The organism is Paraburkholderia sp. BL17N1, assembly GCF_003634175.1.
In the GTDB taxonomy this organism is placed as follows: Bacteria; Pseudomonadota; Gammaproteobacteria; order Burkholderiales; family Burkholderiaceae; genus Paraburkholderia.
Genome location: NZ_RBIW01000001.1, coordinates 559,412 through 578,279, shown reverse-complemented (window position 1 = coordinate 578,279; position 18,868 = coordinate 559,412). Strand labels below are relative to the sequence as shown.

Genomic DNA, 18,868 nt, shown 5'->3' with positions numbered 1-18,868 from the left:
TGTTTAAAAGCTCAGCCAACCTGAACTCGTGGTTCGTTTAAGTCTGAACTATTTGGAATTTGGCTCATTTAACTTTGAACCTCCTGAAGCGCATTCAACCCTATAAGGGCCGATATCCACGCTTCAGTCCTGCGCGGCCCCGTCAGCAGCGTCGTCCTGCACCAGTGCGCGCACGAGCAGGTACACGGCTGGCAGGTTGTCGTCGTCACGCCGCCAGTCCACGGGTTCGTCGAGATCCATCCCGGACAACCGGCTGTCCTCAAACCGGACAAACGTCGAACGTACGATCTCGTTGTGTCTCGCCAGGAAGCCCCGATTCTCAAAGACCTGTTCGTCGATTGCGAGCAGCGTGCGCCAGGTGGTCAATCGCGCGCTGTTTGAGTAGCGGCGACGACCGGTATCGAGGTGACGACCCGCGACCGTGGCAATGATCTGCTGCAGATCGAGCGACGCGCTGCGGAGTGCGCGTTCGAGGGCGGCAGGGTTGAAGTCGTGGACTTCCATATCGGGAGTAGCGTCGTTAACCATATTGTTATTTCCCTGAGGACTCGCAATAACTCGCAGCATTAAAGTCGATGCTTCAACAACGCCCGGTTTCGCTGTGCCAACAACTCGCGGATCTGGGCTAGATAGTTATCGCCGACCGTGCAGTCTTCAACAGGCCGGCTATGTTGATGAGGGGCAGGCGGACGCACGCCGAGATAGCGGCACACGGCGGACACGTACGGTTTGCCGTTACTCCCCAGATGCCGCGCCGCAGCGGCCACGCGCACGTCTCCAACATGCTTGCGTAACCACGTGAGCGTTTCGCGGTCACCGTCGTTCAAGATGCGGATGAGTTGATTCATGACCGATCCTGTATATAAAAACAGTACTGGGAATTTATACAGTATTTGACCAGGATGCAAGTCAATTCGCAGGATGTCGGATTTAGCGGAGGAGAGGAGGACGATTGCAGTCGGTGCGTAGCTGGCAGTCGGGCACGCGGAGGCGGCTGACGACGCACCTCTGCTCGATTATCTGGCGCGAGGTGAGCGTTTATAAAGTCCAGCGAGCGTGACGTTGGAGGCGCAGCTATTGCGGCCTTATCGCATCAGCAAAATGTGGGCATACGGGAATGCTTACACTGCCATGAGCCTTCCTACCCACGACGATCTATCAATCAACCCACGTGTTCGAGGGCGCGCGTCGTCTGAACTTTGCGCGGCCGGTCACGCAGCAGCAGGGGCATCAAACGTCGATTGGCTGTCTGCGCCGCCCACTCGCAATATGTGGCGCTGCCGAGCACCCAGCCCTTGAGGGTCGACTGCATCAGGTCATCGACATCGCGTTCGTCGAGGGCCTGTGCGCCGAGATCGCGGTAAGCCTGGTGGCGCTCGGACGGCGTATGGCCGAGCGCCCGGTAGAGTGGATGGTCCTTGATGAAGCTATCGACACGCAGCCCGACGTGGTGCGCGTAGCTCGACCACCGGTAGTTTCCCGGATCGCCCACAACGCGGTTGCGCACCGGCGCATGATCGATGACCTGGCTCGCGAGCAGGAAATACCGGTCGGGCTCGATCACGGTTGCGCGGTACTCGCCGCGCCACACCGTGCCGCGGCGTCCATGGCGTCGGTTGAAGGTGTCGATATAGCGACGGCCGATCGCCTGCATCGCCATGGCTACGCTCGACTCGTACGAAGGCGTGACGAGCAGCTGTACCGAATCAGGCATGAGTACCCACGCGTGGACTGCCAGATCGGCGACGCGCGCCGCGTCTGCCAGGCAGGCGAGGAAGTAGCGGTAGTCGCCTTCGTCCAGGAATGCAGGCCCTGTGAGCCCCTGCAGGATAACGTGCTGTGGTTGGTCTGGGACGTAGTGCCGTGCAAGCCGTGTCATGCTGAATTAAGCGGAATTCCGATGTGAGAAAACGATCCGACAGGTATCGGGCGCGTGGAATTGCGTAACGTGCGCATCGGAAGAAATTCTATCGGTCATGTGCGCGCGGTTGCGTCGCGAACAGGGCTTTTTTCTGGCCTCTTTTCGTTGATTTGCCGGTCGCCAGCAGCATCTTTTTATGTCACCGCTGAATGCAGGGCCGCGCTATGTGTCTCCAGCCGCTCCGGCTGTATCATCTGGCGCTAAATACGTGTCAGGCTACACAACAGTGGGGTGGTTGAGGAGATCTCCAAAGAAAAGAAGCCCGCGCGAATGGCGGGCTAAATCCACATCATGGAGACATGGAGGAGACGTTCATAAAGGTCACCCCATATCCTCGAATGACCTTGCATGACCACTTGATTTTCTCGAGGTGGCCCGGAAGCTCGTACCTATTTGATCTTCGCTGCAGCGGCGACTTTGCGCACCGCCTCTTGCGGGTCTTCGTTCGAGTTCATGAAACCCGTCACGACGTCGGTAATCGCGCCTTCGGTGGCTGAGGACTGAACATCACCAAACGCGAACGACGGAAAGAACGTGTTGGATTTGATTGTGGTTTGCTCGTCTGCGTACGACTTCCTCGCGCAGGCGTCGAATTTGTCCATTGCAACATCCTGCCTCACCGGAATGGAACCCTTGTAAAGACTGAATTGCTCCTGGAAGGCGGGGGACATGATTGTCCTGGCCAACGCAAGCTGTCCAGGCGTCGCTTCTTTCTTGCCGTTCTGCTGGAAAAACACGAACGAATCTACTGTGTAGGTGAAAGCGTTCGACGTACCGGGCGCAGCCGCGCAGATATAGTCAACGTCGGCCTTCTTGTTCGCATTGGCGAACTCACCTTTCGCCCAGTCCCCCATGAATTGCATCCCGCCCGAGCCGTTGATGACCATGGCGGTCGCGAGATTCCAGTCGCGACCAGTCGAGCCTTTGTCGAAGTAACCCTGAATGTTCCGGACAGTCTGGAACACCTGCAACATCTGGGGCGAAGTGAGTGTTTTCTGGTCGAGATCGATCATGGCCTTGCGATAAAAATCCGCGCCCTGAGAAAGTACGACCGTCTCCCAGATGGTCATGTCTTGCCAAGGCTGGCCGCCACGCGCGACGGGCGTAATGCCCGCAGCCCGGAACCTGTCGGCTAGCGCGAAGAACTCGGGCCATGTCGTCGGCGCCTTGCCGCCCACTTTGTCGAGGGCGGCTTTGTTGATCCACAGCCAGTTGATTCGGTGGACCGAGAATGGCGCGGCCACATAGTGGCCTTTCGACATCATGGTCTTGTTGATCTGCGCTGGAAGTTGCGCTTTCCAGTCGGTCGCGGACTTGTCTATATCGACCAGCACGCCTTGATCAGCCCAGTCCTGTATCAAGGGTCCCTTGATCTGCGCAGCCGACGGCGCGTTGCCGGACATGACCTGCGTTTTCAACGCCGTCATGGCAGCCGCCCCGGCTCCTCCGGCTACGGCGAAGTCTTTCCACTCGTAACCCTGTTTATTCATGTCGTCTTTAAGCACTCTGATCGCCTTCGATTCACCGCCCGAGGTCCACCAATGCAATACCGAAAGCGACTCGGCAGCACTTGCGACCTGTGCGTTTGTGGCGAGCGCCGCTGCGACAATTGCAGCTGACATGAATGTTCTGTTCATTGTTGTCTCCGTTAATTTTCTTTATGAATCACCAGACAGGCGCACGCCGCGAAGGCGTGCGCCAGGGTAGCGCTTACAGATCGAAACCGAGTTGGGCTTTACCGAGCGGTGTCAGATCTCCGACGGTTGCGCGTCCCACGAAGTCGACTTCGAAATGGTCAGTGGGGAAGTCAGGCGGACTCTTGCCCTCAAGGAAGCTAGGCAACTGGCGCTTGAGGTATTCGTCGTTCTTGGCGCACGCAGGCGCCGACGCGATATACATCACGTTGCTGTAGCCTGCGCCGCGGTGCGCGTCTTCCACGGCATGGATCACGTCGCTGTGCCAGAACACGGTGTCGCCCGCCCGCATGTGGGGAATCGATGAAAGCGCGTCGAAAAGCGGCGCATGAAATTCCGGCTTGATGGAAAGCGCGCGGCCTGGCATCGCGCCGCACAGGTCGTCGTCGGCGACATCGTCCTGAAGGGCGCGCAACAGGATATAGGCCATCGAATTCGCAATCGGTACGAGTTGCAACGTGCCGTCCCCGGGACCTTGCGGCGTCAGTGCGGTCCAGCCCTGAAACGTGCGGAACATCGAACATACGGCGGGCGACGCAATCTCCTCTACGTCCGGCCGGAACGCTGCGTCGAACGGGTCATATCGACGCCAGTTGCCGTCGAAAACATGCCGGTACACCTTGCGGAAATTCGCCTCGATCCACCGCTCGACCGAGCCGCCGTCGCAGTGCGCGGACAAGCCCAATGACTCGGAACCAGGCGGCCGTCGACGCATCCGGTCCGCGTAAACCGGCACCCGCTCTGGATCGAAATGAACGCGGCCTTCACTCTCGTTGCGCCATAACCGGTTCAGAAAGACACGGGCCGCAGTCAGCGACGGCGCCTGGCGTGCGAGGACCTGCGGCTTTGACCAGTACACGCCGTAAATCTGTGGTTTGCTCGACGCGAGCTGGCCAAAGTATTTGTCCTCGGCGCGGTTCTGCAGGCGCGTATCCAGGTCGTTGCGTTCGACGTAGTCCGCGATGTCGCGGTCCCACCCTTCCACCAGAGTGCGGTCGAATACATTGCGGATCACACACGCACCACGCGTTTTGACGAACTCGATCTGCTCGGCGCTCACGCGCTGCTCCGCGATGTCGGAGAACTGGATTTCGGGGATCACGTTTTCGCCGCGCTTGCGTTGCGCGGCAATTCTGCTGGCTTCGGCTCGGATTGTTTCATCCACCTCGGCGAAAACATCACGATAGTTCGGAAGTCGTGCGCGAAGCTCCTGCTTGGCCTGCCGGATGGCTGCCGGCAGATCGTCGATGATGAGTGCCATGTCGTCTCCTTGTCGGTTCTGCTATGTCCGCAGGATAGGCCGACCGCATCCACAAAAGTGATACCATTCAGACAATTTCTTTGCGCTTTCTGCCATGAAACCAGCGTACGAACATGTCGAATTTGGCGACGACTGCTCGGTCCGGGTTTACCATCGGCGTCTGCCGCGCATTCCGTTCGAATGGCACCATCATCCCGAGTACGAACTGACCTTGACGTTGAACAGTCAGGGCAAGCGTTATATCGGGGATTCGATTGCAGACTATGTAGAGGAAGACCTGGTTCTCGTGCCGCCGAATCTTCCTCATACGTGGGCGTCGAACCGCTCGATTGACGCAGCGTCTCCTCAGGTTGCGATCGTGATCTGGTTCGGCGGCGACTGGGCGCGGCGGCTGGCGGATGTCTGCCCGGAATATGCGCCTTTGCGCAACCTGCTACGGCGGGCGGCGTGCGGGCTGGCATTCGGTCCCGAGGTCGGCGTCGCCATGCACGGTCAGCTCGACAATCTGCTGTCCAGCGCGCCGCGACAACGCCTTGCGATCGTGCTGGACGTTTTGTGCGCGCTAGCGGAAGCACCCGCTGAACCGCTCGCTTCGCCTGCCGCATTCAGCGACCGGAAAGAGGGTCCTTCGGGCCACGAACCGGAGCGTATCAATCGCGTGCTTTCGATGATCGATTCGCGCTTCGCCGAGCCGCTGCGTTTATCCGAACTTTGCGAGGCTGCGAACGTGTCGGAGCGTTCGCTGGCGCGCTACTTCGAGCAGCACATTGGAGAGAGCGTCGGCCGATATATAGCGCGGGTCAGGATTGGACATGCGTGCCGGATGCTCGCGCATACCTCCACGCCTGTTTCCGTCGTTGCAGCCCGGTCTGGATTTCCGAACGTCGCCAACTTCAACCGACAGTTCAAGGCATTGAAAGAACTCACGCCCGCTGCTTACCGCAAACAGTTCGCGGCCGGCGATATCGCCGAAACAGACACCGGTCCGCGCATCAACGAACGCTCGCCTTCGTTGCAACGGAACCCGCGACTGGCGAAATCCATTGCGTAACGCCGGCGAGCGGCCGGGCGCCGAAATATTCGCTAGAGAACGACGCTGCGGTATTCCATTGGGTCGCGACGGTAGGCTCGAAGACGGTAGGAGATAGTGATGCGCGCGCCGTGCAGTCCTCGACAGGCCGCCTATCTCGACGAGCTGCCATTTTGCAAACCGACGGCGTCCTACAAGGCAGCCGAGCGCAACGATGGGTGCCCGTCTGGGCCGTAAAAGCGTAATAGGTTTACCGTTGCTGCGTGGCCGACTGGTTCGCAGCCTGGCGTTGCGACGCCATCCGGTCGGCTTGCAATCGAGCTTCAGCGTTGTTCAGCCTGATCGGGTAATCCACGTCGTCAGGGATAGGGTTGTACCCAGCGCGTTCGAGGTCAGCAAGTTCCGCGCGTACTTGTGCTCGGGTTGCCGGAGCGTCGGTTTGGGCAAACGAAGCTATTGGAGAAGAGGCGAGCAACGCGAACGCGGTCGCAAGGACAATCTTTTTCATCGCACACCTACGAGGGCAGTGTTCGGCCGTTACGGCAAGCACCCGAAGGAGTATAGCTGCCGAAATATAGTTAGTTACCCTTGAAAAAACAAAAGTGAATTGCGAAACGCGATTTCTGCGCGCCGGATTTCAGCCCTTTAAATGGAGCGCAAAAACGCTGCGGACACGCCCCGCTGGAGGTCGGATGAAAGGTTCCGCGAACGCGCTATTTCCTTGGTGAGTTGCATGACCGTGCGGCAAGCGAGTGTCAGTTCGCCGTGGGGCGACATGGCAAGCGCAATGAAGCGAGGCACTGTAGGTTCGACCACCATCGACGCCTGCAGCCGGCACTCCTTTTCAAGGTTGGCAATCGCGTAAGGTCCGAGCAACGCATAGACGCCGCCATCGGCAACGATATGCGCCTGCAGACTCAAAGAGTCCGCTTCCGCCGCAAAGTTCAGGGAGATCCGGTGTTCACCGGCAATTTGCTCGAGTCGGTCGCGCCAGCTGTTGGGGCGGCAGAAAGAGACCAGCGGAATCCCATCGAGTTTTGAAAAAGCAATCGTAGGTTGCTTTAACAAAGGATCGCCCTCTGCGCCGACCAGGTAAGTCGCGGCCTCAACCAGATACTCGTCACCGTTTTTCGGCGTTGGACTGTTTCGAAAAAGTATTGCGATGTCGACGCTGCCGTTTTCCAACCACGTTTCCAGCAACGCACCTTGACCTTCGCGAACCTGTAGTTGCACCAGCGGATAAAGTTCTCGAAGGCGATGGTAAAGGGTGCTGACAAGCGGATGCGCGGTTGAGGGCAGGATCCCAATCCTGACCACGCCGATTGGCTCTCCCGCCGTACTGCGGATGTCGTTTGACAACTGCTCTGTACTGGCCAGCCATACCCTCACGCGCGGGGCGATACGCGCTCCCAACTCGGTCAATACCACGCCTCTTCCGGTTCGCTGAAACAAACGGCCACCGCAGTACTGCTCAAGCTCAACAATCTGGCGGCTGATGTGCGGCTGACTTGTCCCATAGGCAACCGCGGCCTTGCTCAGGCTTCCGAGTTCCGCAGCGTCGATAAACAGCTTCCAGGCAGCGTAGTCCACCGCTAGGCCTCTCGATGAGATATGTCAAATCAGTATAGCTGAAATGCAAAGTTAAACAGTTCTCGCATGAGTCGTCCATCCCTACACTGCAACGCATGCACCGTTGTTCCGGCTTGAAGCGAAACGAGCAGCGGGCTCTCCTCTGCGGAAAGAGGAGCCGAAAAGCTCAATTTGGATGGAGACGTCATGAAAGCGATCGATCTGCGCGGTTTGGTCCCGGCACCCGTTACACCCTTCACCCGCGACGGAGCGGTGGACCACGCAGCAATTCAACGGCTGGGTTCCTGGCTCGGCGGCATCGAGGGGGTTAAAGGTCTGACGGTTCTTGGCCACGCTGGTGAAGGTACGTTCCTCACACAGAAAGAACAGGCCGAAGTTATCCAAAGCTTCGTGAAGTCCGTTGACGGCAAGATCCCGGTCATCGCCGGTATCACGCTGGAAGGCACCGAAGTGGCTGTCGAAGAAGCGAAGCGTGCCGTGGAAGCCGGTGCGTCGGCCGGTCTGGTGTACCCGTCGCACGGCTGGCTGCGCTTCGGTTATCAGAAGGGCGCACCGCAAGACCGATATCGCGCCATCTACGAAGGCAGCGGCCTGCCGCTCATCCTGTTCCAGTATCCGGATGCCACCAAGGCAACCTACAACCTCGAAACACAACTGGAAATCGCCGCGCAGCCTGGCGTATTCGCGATGAAGAACGGCGTGCGCAACATGCGCCGCTGGGACGTGGAGATTCCCATCATTCGCCGCGAGCGTCCCGAACTGCAAATCCTCACCTGCCACGACGAATATCTGCTGCACACGATGTTTGATGTCGATGGCGCGCTCGTCGGCTATGGCGGCCTGGCCCCCGAGCCGCTCATCGAACTGATCAAGGCGGGCAAGGCGAAAGACTACAAGGCAGCTCGCGCGATCCATGATCGCCTGCTGCCCGTGACGCGCAATGTGTACCACCGCGGCTCGCACATGGAAGGCACCGTTGCACTCAAGCACGGCCTCGTGGCCCGCGGCATTCTCGAGCACGCGACGGTGCGCTCGCCGTTGCTGCCGCTCGCGGAAGGCGCGGACGTCGAGATCGCTGACGCGCTTCGTTCAGCCGGCCTCGTCGACTGACGGGGGAGCGGCACACCTTAGCCGCATGACGATAGCGAAGCGATGCTTCGCTTCGCTATAAGCGTTGAGCAGTAACGGCGACTCGCGAAACCTCGTTCCGCGAGTCGTCCATAACAGGATCGGGAAACGACCAAAAAAGCTCCCACGTCGCGACACAATAAGAGACAAAAGCGATCGGTGCTTCAAAAACAAGAACAAGACCGAGGGTCCATAAAATGCAGCTTTACAGGAGACAGCATGAACACCCCTTCGACCGCCTACGGCGTGGGCATTGGTCAACCACAGAGCGAAACACGCGCGGTCAGCGAGCAACTGCGTGCGGCGAACCTGCTGTTCCGCATCGAGAACGTACCGTTCTGCAGGTGGCACACCAAGGCACGCATCGTCATGGGCAGCGCGACCCTCTTTGACGCGTTTGACGCCCTCTCGCTTGCTTTCGTGCTTCCGGTGCTCGTCGGCCTCTGGCATCTTTCCCCCGGCCAGATTGGCGCGCTCATTGCCGCCGGCTATCTTGGCCAGGTCGTAGGAGCGTTGGTGTTCGGTTGGCTTGCCGAGCGCATTGGCCGGGTGCCGAGCGCCACGATAACGGTCGGTGCCATGTCCGCAATGAGCATCGTATGCGCCTTCACCGGCAACTTGCCTATGCTCTTCTTGATGCGCTTCCTGCAAGGTATTGGAGTAGGCGGAGAAGTGCCCGTGGCGGCCACTTACATTAACGAACTTTCTCAAGCCCATGGCCGAGGACGTTTCTTCATCCTGTACGAACTCATTTTTCCGCTGGGTCTTCTTGCGGCCGCGCAACTCGGTGCCTTCATCGTCCCACGCTTCGGCTGGGAGTACATGTTCCTTATCGGCGGGATTCCGGGCATCGCCGTAGCGATCCTGATCGCACGCCTTCCGGAATCGCCGCGTTGGCTCATTGCAAGGGGGCGTTTCGATAAGGCGGAACGAATCATCGAGCGTCTGGAGGCAAGCACGGCGAAGCGCAGCCTCGACACACAAACGCAGCGGGCCGAAGTCGACGAGCGTGTTGTGAGCCTTCTGAACGGACTCCAGTCGAAGAAGAAAGGAACCTGGAAAGAGCTCTTCTCCCCGTTCTACAGAGGACGCACCGTTGTCGTGTGGTTGCTCTGGGCGAGCTCCTATTTTGTGGCCAATGGGTGTTGATTTGCACTGAATCCTGACCCACGATTTGCATTGAATTCTGACCCACCCGTTGGAGCAGCTTGCGGGTTATTCGGTGGGTATCTGGGTCTTCTTTCTCTCCTTCTTTGGTTGCGTCGTGCTGTTTCTGAAACGATAGCTATCGTTGCCTGTTTCTACAATGTGGCAGTGGTGCGTGAGCCGGTCGAGCAGCGCCGTCGTCATCTTTGCGTCGCCAAACACACTGGCCCATTCGGCGAAGCTCAGATTGGTGGTGATGATGATGCTGGTTCGTTCGTAGAGCTTGCTGAGCAGGTGGAACAGCAGCGCACCGCCGGTCTGGCTGAATGGCAGATAGCCGAGTTCATCCAGCACCACGAGGTCGGCATACACAAGTCGTGTTGCGAGCTGTCCGGGCTTGCCCACGAGCTTCTCCTGCTCAAGGGCATTGACCAGTTCGATGGTGGAGAAGAAGCGCACGCGGCGGCGATGATGCTCAAGCGCCTGCACTCCGATCGCGGTTGCCAGATGGGTCTTTCCAGTGCCCGGCCCACCCACCAGAACGATGTTGTGCGCCGAGTCGATGAACTCACACTCGTACAACTGACGCACCAGCGCTTCGTTGGCGTCGCTGCAGCTGAAATCGAAGCCGCCGATGTCGCGATACGCCGGGAAGCGTGCCGCCTTCATCTGGTACGCGAGCGAGCGCACTTCGCGCTCTGCGATTTCCGCCTTGAGCAACCCGGCAAGCACCAGCGAAGCTGACTTGTAGGCCGGCGAGTCCTGCGCGGCGAGCTCGCCTAACGCCTGTGCCATACCGTGCAGCTTGAGGGACTTGAGCATCTGCATCATGACGTCAGGCTGCATGATCGTCCTCCCGATTCCTCAGGCGGTCGTAGCGGCCCACGTTGGCCTGTGGCTCAACCTTCAGTGCGAAGGCCTGTGGCGTCTGCAGCGGCGGCACAGGCGGGCTGTCGAGCAGCCGGCTCAGGATGTTCAGCACCGTCTGCTTGTTCGGTGCGCCGGCCTCAAAGGCCAGCTCGACTGCAGTGAGCACCATCTGTTCATCGTGCAGCAGGACCAGCGCCAGAATCTCGACCATCTCCCGGTCGCCGCCGGGGCGCTTCATCAGCACGCCCTGCAGCTTGCGGAAGCCAGCTGGAAACTCGGCGAAGGGTGCACCGTTGCGAAGCGCTCCCGGTTTGCGCTGCAGGACTGCCAGGTAGTGACGCCAGTCGTAAATGGTTTCGCCGTGGTCATGGCTGCGGTTGATACAGCGCTCGTGCTCGGCAATCACCTGGCCTTCGGCGACGAACACGAGTCTGGCTGCGTAGACGCGCAGACTGATGGGCCGGTTGGCGAACGACGCCGGCACGCTGTAGCGGTTGCGCTCGAAGTTCACAAGGCAGGTCGGCGAGACGCGTTTGGTGTGTTCAACGAAACCATCGAACGGCTGGCCCACCGGCATCAGATGGGGACGCTCGGCGGACCACGCATCCCAGATCGTCGTGTCCTGCTCGGGGTGCCGCGTCTGCTGCCAGAGCAGCACGCACTGATCGGCCAGCCAGTCGTTCAACGCCGCCAGCGAGCCAAACGTCGGCACCTTCTGCCAGAGCCGGTGGCGACTGTCCTGGACGTTCTTCTCGATCTGCCCCTTCTCCCAGCCGGAGGCGACGTTGCAGAACTCGGCGTCAAACAGGTAGTGGCTTACCATCGCGCTGAACCGCGCGTTGACCTCGCGGACCTTGCCGGGGCGCACCCTGTCGACGGCGGTCTTCATGTTGTCGTAGATGCCGCGGCGCGGAATGCCGCCCCACGCTACGAACGCATGATGGTGCGCGTCGAACAGCATCTCGTGGGTCTGTAGTAGATAAGCCCTCAGGAAGAAGGCACGGCTGTGGCTGAGCTTGAGTTGCGCGACCTGCAGCTTGGTACGCTCGCCGTTGATGACGGCCCAGTCCTCGCTCCAGTCGAACTGGAACGCTTCGCCAGCGGCAAACCGGAGGGGAACGAACGTCCCGCGCCCGGTCGTATTTGCCTGCTCGTGCTGCTCCTGTCGCCAGCGCCGGGCAAACGCCGCAACACGGTCATAGGAGCCAGTAAAGCCCAGCACGCAGAGGTCCGCGTGAATCTGCTTGAGGGTTCTACGCTGTTTGCGGGGCCGCGTCGCCTCGGTCTTCAACCACCCAGCAAGCTTCGCAGCAAACCCGTCGAGCTTGCTGGGGCTGTGGCGTTCGGGATAGGCGGGCAGTACGGTGCCGGCCCGTATGTAACGCCTGACCGTGTTTCTGGACACGCCCAGCCGTTTGGCAATCTCGCGCAACGAGACATGATCGCGAAAGTGCCAGCGTCGGATGATGCTCAATATAGCCACGTCGATCACTCCGTTTCCCCTGCCCGTTGCCGAGCAGGTCAGTGTTCTACGTGGGTCAATATTCGATGCAAATTACTGCGCAGGCTGGGTCAGGATTCGGTGCAAATCAACAGCCAATGGCATTAACAACTGGCTGCCCAGCCTCTACAGGACCGTCTACCATCTGCCGCTGCAAGAGTCGCTTCACATGGCGTCAATCTCGAATGTTCTCAGCACGTGCGGGGTGCTTGCCTGCGCGTTACTGATAGACCGTGTAGGGCGCCGCCGCTGGGCAATGGCTTGTTTCATCATCAGCGCCATACTGCTCGCCGCTCTGGGCATTCATGGAGCCGGCAGCGCATGGTCAGTGATGCTCCTGGGATCGTCGGCCTACGCCGTGATAGCAACCACGACTGTACTTCTGTACCTTTACACCCCTGAAATCTATCCGACCCGGATGCGCGCCATCGGTACTGGTCTCGCGACTTCCTGGTTGCGAGCAGCCTCTGCTGCAGCGCCAGCGATCGTCGGTGTCGTATTGACAGGGAAGGGCATCGCTGCGGTATTCGTCATGTTTGCCGTGGTCAGCGCAGTGGGTTTTTTCGTCGCCGCGCGAATGGTGGAGACGACCAATCGCGCTCTCGAAGAGATCTCCCCGTAGCTTCTTGAGTCGCTGTGACTCCTTCTCCGGATATGACTCCAGGGAAGGAGCCACCTGGTGCGTAATACCGTTAGCTTTGCCGACATGATTGTGACACGCGCTAGCACTACAGGCCGGCCCATAAGCAGTACTTAGTGCTGACGCACGAAAAAGATCATTCAAAAGAATATGAATGGAGACAACCGAAATGAAAAAGGCGCAACGGGCAATGGCCAGTTCTCCCATGCGGAGAATTGTTGGTACGCTTGGACTTACAGCGATGATCTGCTCAGTTTTAGCATTGACTTCTGTCGGCGCCCGCGCAGATAGCGGCTCGCAGGTCCAGCTTTATGGCCTCATCGGCACCTATGTCGGGAGTGTCAAACGCAGCGACACGCCGCAATCTGCGGTACTGATGGGGAGCGGTGGACTCACCACTTCCTTCTGGGGAATCCGCGGCAACGAAGACCTAGGCGGCGGCGTCAGTGCCATCTTCGCCCTCGAGAGCTTTTTCCAGCCCCAAAACGGCGCGCAGGGTCGCAATGCGACGGACCCATTCTGGTCACGCAATGCGTACGTGGGATTTAAAGGCGACTTCGGCCAATTAACCTTGGGACGACACAGAAACCCGACCTATACGGCAGAGTCCCTTGTCAATCCATTCGGATCATCTGTCGTCTTTTCGCCGCTCGTTGTCCAGACATTCGTGGCCAATTATGGCGGCACAATCATCGGAGATACAGCGTGGAATAACACTGCCAAGTACACGACCCCAGACTTAAAAGGTTTCGGCGCAACGGTAATCTACGGCCTGGGTGGCGTTGCGGGTTCGCCTGGCATTGGTAACCTCGGCGTTCACTTGAATTATCAAGGTCACGGCCTCACGGCAGTGCTGTCCGGCCAGCGAGTGCGGTACACCGCAGCAGGGCCGGTGGGAGCGCAGTATGCCTATCTCGCGGGCGCAGCGTACGATTTCAAAGTCGCGACGCTGTACGGGGCGTGGGCGATGACGAGTGACGTGAGTACGCCTACAGGCAGCCACACTTACGAGGCCGGTTTGTCGATCCCGTTCTCGCCCGCTGACTTCCTGCTTGCGGAGTGGGCACGCACACAACGGTCAGGGCCTACGCATACGACCAACACCCTTCGAAACACTGCCGCTCTCGGTTACGATCATCTGTTGTCCAAGCGGACGGACATTTACGCGATTTACTCCATTGACAAGCTGAGCGACCATCCCATCGGCAACACATTTGCCGTCGGCATTCGACACACGTTCTAGAAAGCGTTTCGCTTCTTTGTAGTCGCTTCCTGTCGCCGAAAAAGCTCGGCGGTGAAGAGGGGTTACGCGCTTCATACGAGCGGATATCCTGGACCTGCAGAATGTCTACGCTGTACTCTTCCGCACCAGGCGGAAATTCAGGAATACTCCGGCCAGGTGCGATGCAGCCTCCGTCTGATCGGGATTCGCCGCGGCCGCATGCGCGACGGCGAATCTCGCGGGGATAGCGGCGTGAGCCCTTTCCATCGTTTCCATGGCGGGCTCCGTTGATTGTGTCGTTCAAGCAACTCAGAACGAGTCCCAGCCTTCGCTGTTGACAGCCGTTGCGCTGGCACCTGCCAGACGAGGCACCGCGACCGGCCGGACGGGCGTTGCAGCCTTCCTCATCGCCGGCCGCGCTGCGCGGGTTGCCGGGCCGGTTGACGGCTTGGCGGATCCGCCCGTTGCATGCGCGGCGGCCTGGGAATCCAGGCGGAAGAACGAAATCGCCTGGTTCAACTGCCGCCCCTGATCCTCGAGTGATTTCGATGCTGCTGCCGCTTCCTCCACCAGCGCGGCGTTCTGCTGCGTGACCTCGTCCATCTGCGTGATCGCCTGGTTGACCTGCTCAATGCCTCGGCTCTGTTCGGTCGACGCAGCAGCGATTTCACCCATGATGTCGGTCACCCGCGCCACGGCCTGCGTGACCTCGGACATCGTCTTGCCCGCCTCATTCGCAAGCGACGAGCCATTCTGGATCTTCTGCACAGAGGCGTTGATCAGATCCTTGATTTCCTTTGCCGCGCTGGACGAGCGCTGGGCGAGGCTGCGCACTTCGCTTGCGACCACCGCGAACCCACGTCCCTGCTCACCCGCACGGGCTGCTTCCACCGCCGCATTCAGCGCGAGGATGTTGGTCTGGAAAGCAATCCCTTCAATGATTCCCGTGATATCCGCGATCTTGGTGGAACTCGTGCTGATCTCGCCCATCGTATCGACCACCTGACTGACAACCTCATTCCCCCGTCCCGCTACTTCGGACGCATTGGCCGAGAGAGAACTCGCCTGCTGCGCGTTTTCGGCATTCTGCTTCACTGTTGATGTCAGCTCTTCCATACTCGCAGCGGTTTCCTGCAGTGAAGCCGCCTGCTGTTCCGTGCGGGAAGAAAGATCGACGTTGCCAGATGCGATCTGGCTCGAACCGGTGGCAATGCTGTCCGCGGAGGCGCGAACCTGGCCGATCAGACGCACGAGGCTTGCCTGCATCTCGCCCATCGAGGCCAGCACGCTCCCGGCAGGCGCATTGTTCGCCCCCAGCACGGGGCTCAGATCCCCACCAGCCACGCGCTGGGTGACTTCGCCCAGTGCGGCCGGCTCCGCGCCGAGAGCACGCGTCAAACTGCGGGTAATCAGCACACCAGCCAGCGCCGCGGCCAAGGCCGCCGCCAGGCAAATGGCGATCAACACATTCCTTTGGCTGGCGTAGTGCTCGGCCGCTTCCTGCACCAACTGCGACTCAACGCTATTGGCGTAGTCCGCGTAAGCCTGCGTCGCCTTGACCAATGCAGCGAGCAGTGGCCGGCATTCGTCATTCATCTTCGTGATGGCTGCGTCATGCTTGCCGTTCAAAGCAAGGTCGACGATAGCCGACGCAACCGGTCCGTAAAGCGATTCGACACGATTGATCTCGGCCACGAGCTCGCGCGCCTTAGCGGTCACGTCGCTGGCATTGGCGACCATCTCGTTAAGCTTTCGAAGGCGGTTGGCGACGGTTTCGTGGGCCTGCGTCACCGCAGCTTTTTCAATCGCCAGATCCTCCGGCTTCGTCACCAGCACCAGATTGCGAGCGGCGATAGCCCGTTGGTCAACGGCGGTCCGAACGCCCACGACCATGTCTCCGCCGGCGTTGACGCCCGAGATGTAACCTGAGAACTGGTCATTGGAATCGCTCAATGCCTTTAACGAAATGCCTGAGACCACAAGAACCAGCGCGGCTAGTACGCCGAACGCCCACGTGAGTCTGGCTTTCACTGACAGCTGATTAAAGTTCATGTTTCGATTCCACTGAAAGCGTAGTAAATAAGGACGATGGCGGATCGCTGCCGCGCTAACGCCCTCGAAGATGCTGGAGTGCGGGATGTTCTTGTTCAACGGATAAATCAGTCACCCGCATCAGGTACTACGGCTATAAGGCAAAGATCCTGAAGGGCGAGGTTCCCCAGGTAGCGACTCGCAAACGTTCTCGCGCTATTGTTTTTTTTAATGAAGGAAGCATCTTGTTAGGCTCGCAGACGACAGCAAGCGGGTAGATTTTTGTCTGATGATTAATCTGAGTGACTGCAGGCCGCCATTCGTTCATAAGCTGTACCAACGAAATGAGCTATCGATTGCTTTGAATGGACGCGATCGCGGAAATGGGAAGCGTCGGGCCTCTCTTTCGAACCTGCTAACTGCCGGTCCTGTCGTGACTCGACTGACCGGATTGGATTGGTTGCGGTCCGCTCGCGATGTGTGATTTGAAATTTCTCGCGCGCGTCGGTATCTGTGCGGATGCCGCCACAGAATTCGCCCGCGACAAGCCGCACTGGCTCTCCAGCCTGCAAGGAGAAGATCGAGCAGCGTTCCTTGCTGAGCTTGGCAGCAAAGCCGTCGGCTTCATTACGATTCAGGTGGTGAAGCCGATAAGCCCGTTATTGCAGCCGATCGTCGCTGGTCGCATCGGCTCCGTCGCGGTCTCAGAACAAATCAGAGGACGCGGGGTCGGCAGCTCTCTTATCAAACTCGCAGAAGAGTGGGCGCGGAACCAAGGTGCCACGGATATCAGACTAGCCGTTTGGGAATTTAACGAACAGGCAGTCAATCTGTACCAGGAACTTGGCTACGAGATTCGCGCGTTCGAGATGGGAAAGCGGATTCGGACCTTGGTGGATGTTCCGAACGCGTGAGCCGGCGACCGGCGACCCCTGATGGCACCGGGTGCTTTAAGCCCACGGAAATCGAAAGGTCGGAGCGAAGGCTGCAAGACTGGTTTAACGTTCTGGAATTTGGTTGATTAGCGATGTGAGCACGTGGTCGGCCCATACTCCATTGATCCTTAGATAGGACCGAGCCAAGCCTTCACGCTCGAACCCTAGCCGTTTTAATAGTTGTTCGCTACGAAAATTTTCGGGCCTAAAATTCGCCATTATTCTGTGCAACCCAATTTCGTCAAAGATATAAGTAATGGCAGACGTCAATGCTTCGTACATCAGACCTTGTCCTTCAAACCGCTTTGCAAGCGAAAATCCAAGATGACATGCCTGAAAGGGCCCGCGCACGATGTTCGTGAAGTTGCAATCACCGACTATTTCGCCGGTTCCCGACGAAATGAGAAGGAGATGCACCGCGACTCCCGAACTGTTGTTATGCGCCATTGTCGACAGCCGGTGACAAATGGATTCAGTGTCGAAGAAGCTTTCGTCTCGAAGCGGTTCCCAAGGCTGTAGGTGAGCGCGATTTTCAATGGAGTATTCCCGCAACTCATGCGTGAACTGCTCACATGCCGGCACAAGTTTCAGGCGTGCCGTTGAAATTTCCCGCGGTAGTACGTCGATGTGAACACTCGTCACTGGGGCTCTCCGTTGAAAACGCGGGAGAGTATGTTTAGTCAGAAATTCTTCGTCAACAATTCGACTGGCGACAAGTGACTCAATGTCCGCTCTGGGAAAAGCCAAGAGCGTTGTCTGTCAACGGCCGCGATGTATGAAGCCGACTCACGGATTGACTCCTCAAGGGATCAATCATTGACGGTCTCCGGAACGGCCACGCGTTTTACTACTCGACCGACCTCTCAATATCCGGCCTCGAAATTCTGCCATCGAGCGATGACGAACTGGTGACGCACATGAATGAAAGGCGCGGCCACAATCTATCCCAGCTGTCTGAACTTGTGGCGATAGTGAGTTTGCCCAGCTCAACGGGGAAGCGTGATGCTGGTGAATCGTTTGAAGCCGCTATGGAAGAGGTAGTGAAGCGGGCTTGTCCAGCGACTCCTTTACGCCGTCGTTTCGCATGGCCAGGTGATGAATTGATCGAACATCTGAATCCAGAGCGGCTGCACGACGAGAGCGATAGGGTCGCGGGCTGCACGGTGTTTTTCGAATTCCCAGACCATTGCGGAAGGGGGCGATCCTTTCTTGGGGGTTTACCCTTGAACGAATGTTGACCACTTGGTTTTGCGAGGCGGCTTCGCCAGAAACGGCTAGGTTTCGTAGCAGCGTTCACAACCCGTGTATCACGGCGGCCCCAGTTCTAACTCGTTGTTTCTTATGGAAAGTGTGCGCCGTTGCGGTGTCCGGGCGCACAGTCGTCGGTTCAAACTTAAGCGAACAAAGTTCAAAGTTAAGCGAATCTCGACACGAATCTTGATAACCGCACCATCCCTTCTTGAATTTGTCACCACCCGTCCATATAATTAGCACTCGCTGCACGAGAGTGCTAACAACATCGCCGGTTGGCTCCGCCAGCCGGGTTTTCTCAGCGTTCTTCAGTCTCAATCAAGAGAGGAGTATGTATGAACCTTCGTCCTTTGCATGATCGCGTGATCGTCAAACGTCTGGATCAAGAAACCAAGACCGCGTCGGGCATCGTGATCCCCGAAGCCGCAGCAGAAAAGCCGGATCAAGGCGAAATTCTGGCAGTCGGTCCGGGCAAGCGTGACGACAAGGGCGCGGCAATCGCGCTCGACGTGAAGGTGGGTGACCGCGTTCTGTTCGGTAAATACGCAGGCCAGACCGTTAAGGTCGACGGCAACGAACTGCTCGTGATGCGCGAAGAAGACATCATGGCCGTGGTGCAGAAGTAAGCGGCAAGTCGCTGCTTTTCCC

Annotated in this window: 16 protein-coding genes and 2 pseudogenes; 7 read left to right on the top strand and 11 right to left on the bottom strand. The window is 58.7% G+C overall.

What is annotated here, in order from left to right:
* Positions 1 to 123: 123 nt before the first annotated feature.
* The 5 genes from B0G82_RS02525 to B0G82_RS02505 all read right to left on the bottom strand — a co-directional run bounded on the left by B0G82_RS02525 (position 124) and on the right by B0G82_RS02505 (position 4,876).
* Entirely contained in the window at positions 124 to 528 is a 405-nt protein-coding gene (locus B0G82_RS02525; protein ID WP_121306556.1) for a DUF2471 domain-containing protein, read from the bottom strand.
* A gap of 38 nt (positions 529 to 566) precedes the next feature.
* Positions 567 to 848, bottom strand: coding sequence for a hypothetical protein (locus B0G82_RS02520; RefSeq protein ID WP_121306555.1), 282 nt, complete (start codon positions 846 to 848; stop codon positions 567 to 569).
* A 314-nt stretch (positions 849 to 1,162) separates the two neighbouring features.
* On the bottom strand, positions 1,163 to 1,879 hold the full coding sequence (locus B0G82_RS02515; protein ID WP_121306554.1) for a transposase: 717 nt from the start codon (positions 1,877 to 1,879) through the stop codon (positions 1,163 to 1,165).
* 431 nt (positions 1,880 to 2,310) lie between these two features.
* Positions 2,311 to 3,543 carry an ABC transporter substrate-binding protein gene (locus B0G82_RS02510; protein WP_199730117.1) on the bottom strand — a complete coding sequence of 411 codons (1,233 nt, stop codon included), beginning with the start codon at positions 3,541 to 3,543 and terminating at the stop codon, positions 2,311 to 2,313.
* An 88-nt stretch (positions 3,544 to 3,631) separates the two neighbouring features.
* A complete protein-coding gene (locus B0G82_RS02505) occupies positions 3,632 to 4,876 on the bottom strand; it encodes a DUF1479 domain-containing protein (RefSeq protein WP_121306552.1) in 1,245 nt (414 codons plus the stop codon).
* Between the two features lie 94 nt (positions 4,877 to 4,970).
* On the opposite strand from B0G82_RS02505, the gene B0G82_RS02500 reads away from it, so the two are divergent.
* Positions 4,971 to 5,927: an AraC family transcriptional regulator gene (locus B0G82_RS02500; RefSeq protein ID WP_121306551.1), complete on the top strand. Its 957-nt coding sequence runs from the start codon at positions 4,971 to 4,973 to the stop codon at positions 5,925 to 5,927.
* A gap of 229 nt (positions 5,928 to 6,156) precedes the next feature.
* On the opposite strand, the gene B0G82_RS02495 is transcribed toward B0G82_RS02500, so the two are convergent.
* Together B0G82_RS02495 and B0G82_RS02490 are read right to left on the bottom strand one after the other, a co-directional pair.
* Entirely contained in the window at positions 6,157 to 6,414 is a 258-nt protein-coding gene (locus tag B0G82_RS02495) for a DUF4148 domain-containing protein (protein WP_121306550.1), read from the bottom strand.
* A 137-nt stretch (positions 6,415 to 6,551) separates the two neighbouring features.
* On the bottom strand, positions 6,552 to 7,496 hold the full coding sequence (locus B0G82_RS02490) for a LysR family transcriptional regulator (protein ID WP_116142729.1): 945 nt from the start codon (positions 7,494 to 7,496) through the stop codon (positions 6,552 to 6,554).
* Between the two features lie 186 nt (positions 7,497 to 7,682).
* Here B0G82_RS02490 and B0G82_RS02485 point away from each other — a divergent pair, with 186 nt between their 5' ends.
* Together B0G82_RS02485 and B0G82_RS02480 are read left to right on the top strand one after the other, a co-directional pair.
* On the top strand, positions 7,683 to 8,606 hold the full coding sequence (locus B0G82_RS02485; RefSeq protein WP_106286124.1) for a dihydrodipicolinate synthase family protein: 924 nt from the start codon (positions 7,683 to 7,685) through the stop codon (positions 8,604 to 8,606).
* Between the two features lie 237 nt (positions 8,607 to 8,843).
* Positions 8,844 to 9,767 (top strand): annotated as a pseudogene (locus B0G82_RS02480) (MFS transporter); the annotation flags it as partial.
* 72 nt (positions 9,768 to 9,839) lie between these two features.
* Here the strand turns inward: B0G82_RS02480 and istB are convergent.
* Positions 9,840 to 10,616, bottom strand: coding sequence for an IS21-like element helper ATPase IstB (gene istB / locus B0G82_RS02475; protein ID WP_121306549.1), 777 nt, complete (start codon positions 10,614 to 10,616; stop codon positions 9,840 to 9,842).
* The gene (gene istA, locus B0G82_RS02470) at positions 10,606 to 12,132 is read right to left on the bottom strand and encodes an IS21 family transposase (protein ID WP_121306548.1); all 1,527 of its coding nucleotides are present in this window, start codon (positions 12,130 to 12,132) and stop codon (positions 10,606 to 10,608) included. Before istA ends, istB begins: the two co-directional genes overlap by 11 nt.
* A gap of 103 nt (positions 12,133 to 12,235) precedes the next feature.
* Between istA and B0G82_RS02465 the strand changes: the two are divergent.
* A pseudogene (locus B0G82_RS02465) lies at positions 12,236 to 12,763 on the top strand (MFS transporter); the annotation flags it as partial.
* Positions 12,764 to 12,950: 187 nt separating this feature from the next.
* A complete protein-coding gene (locus B0G82_RS02460) occupies positions 12,951 to 14,024 on the top strand; it encodes a porin (RefSeq protein ID WP_121306547.1) in 1,074 nt (357 codons plus the stop codon).
* A 288-nt stretch (positions 14,025 to 14,312) separates the two neighbouring features.
* On the opposite strand, the gene B0G82_RS02455 is transcribed toward B0G82_RS02460, so the two are convergent.
* Positions 14,313 to 16,055 (bottom strand): methyl-accepting chemotaxis protein, encoded by a 1,743-nt coding sequence (locus tag B0G82_RS02455; protein WP_121306546.1) that lies wholly within the window; start codon positions 16,053 to 16,055, stop codon positions 14,313 to 14,315.
* Positions 16,056 to 16,510: 455 nt separating this feature from the next.
* Between B0G82_RS02455 and B0G82_RS02450 the strand changes: the two genes are divergently transcribed.
* The gene (locus B0G82_RS02450) at positions 16,511 to 16,948 is read left to right on the top strand and encodes a GNAT family N-acetyltransferase (protein WP_121306545.1); all 438 of its coding nucleotides are present in this window, start codon (positions 16,511 to 16,513) and stop codon (positions 16,946 to 16,948) included.
* Between the two features lie 84 nt (positions 16,949 to 17,032).
* Here B0G82_RS02450 and B0G82_RS02445 read toward each other — a convergent pair whose 3' ends face one another.
* Positions 17,033 to 17,611, bottom strand: a complete 579-nt coding sequence (locus B0G82_RS02445; protein ID WP_121306544.1) for a GNAT family N-acetyltransferase — start codon at positions 17,609 to 17,611, stop codon at positions 17,033 to 17,035.
* Positions 17,612 to 18,555: 944 nt separating this feature from the next.
* Between B0G82_RS02445 and groES the strand changes: the two genes are divergently transcribed.
* Complete coding sequence (gene groES, locus B0G82_RS02440) at positions 18,556 to 18,846, top strand: co-chaperone GroES (RefSeq protein WP_008923887.1); 291 nt, start codon at positions 18,556 to 18,558, stop codon at positions 18,844 to 18,846.
* Positions 18,847 to 18,868: the final 22 nt, after the last annotated feature.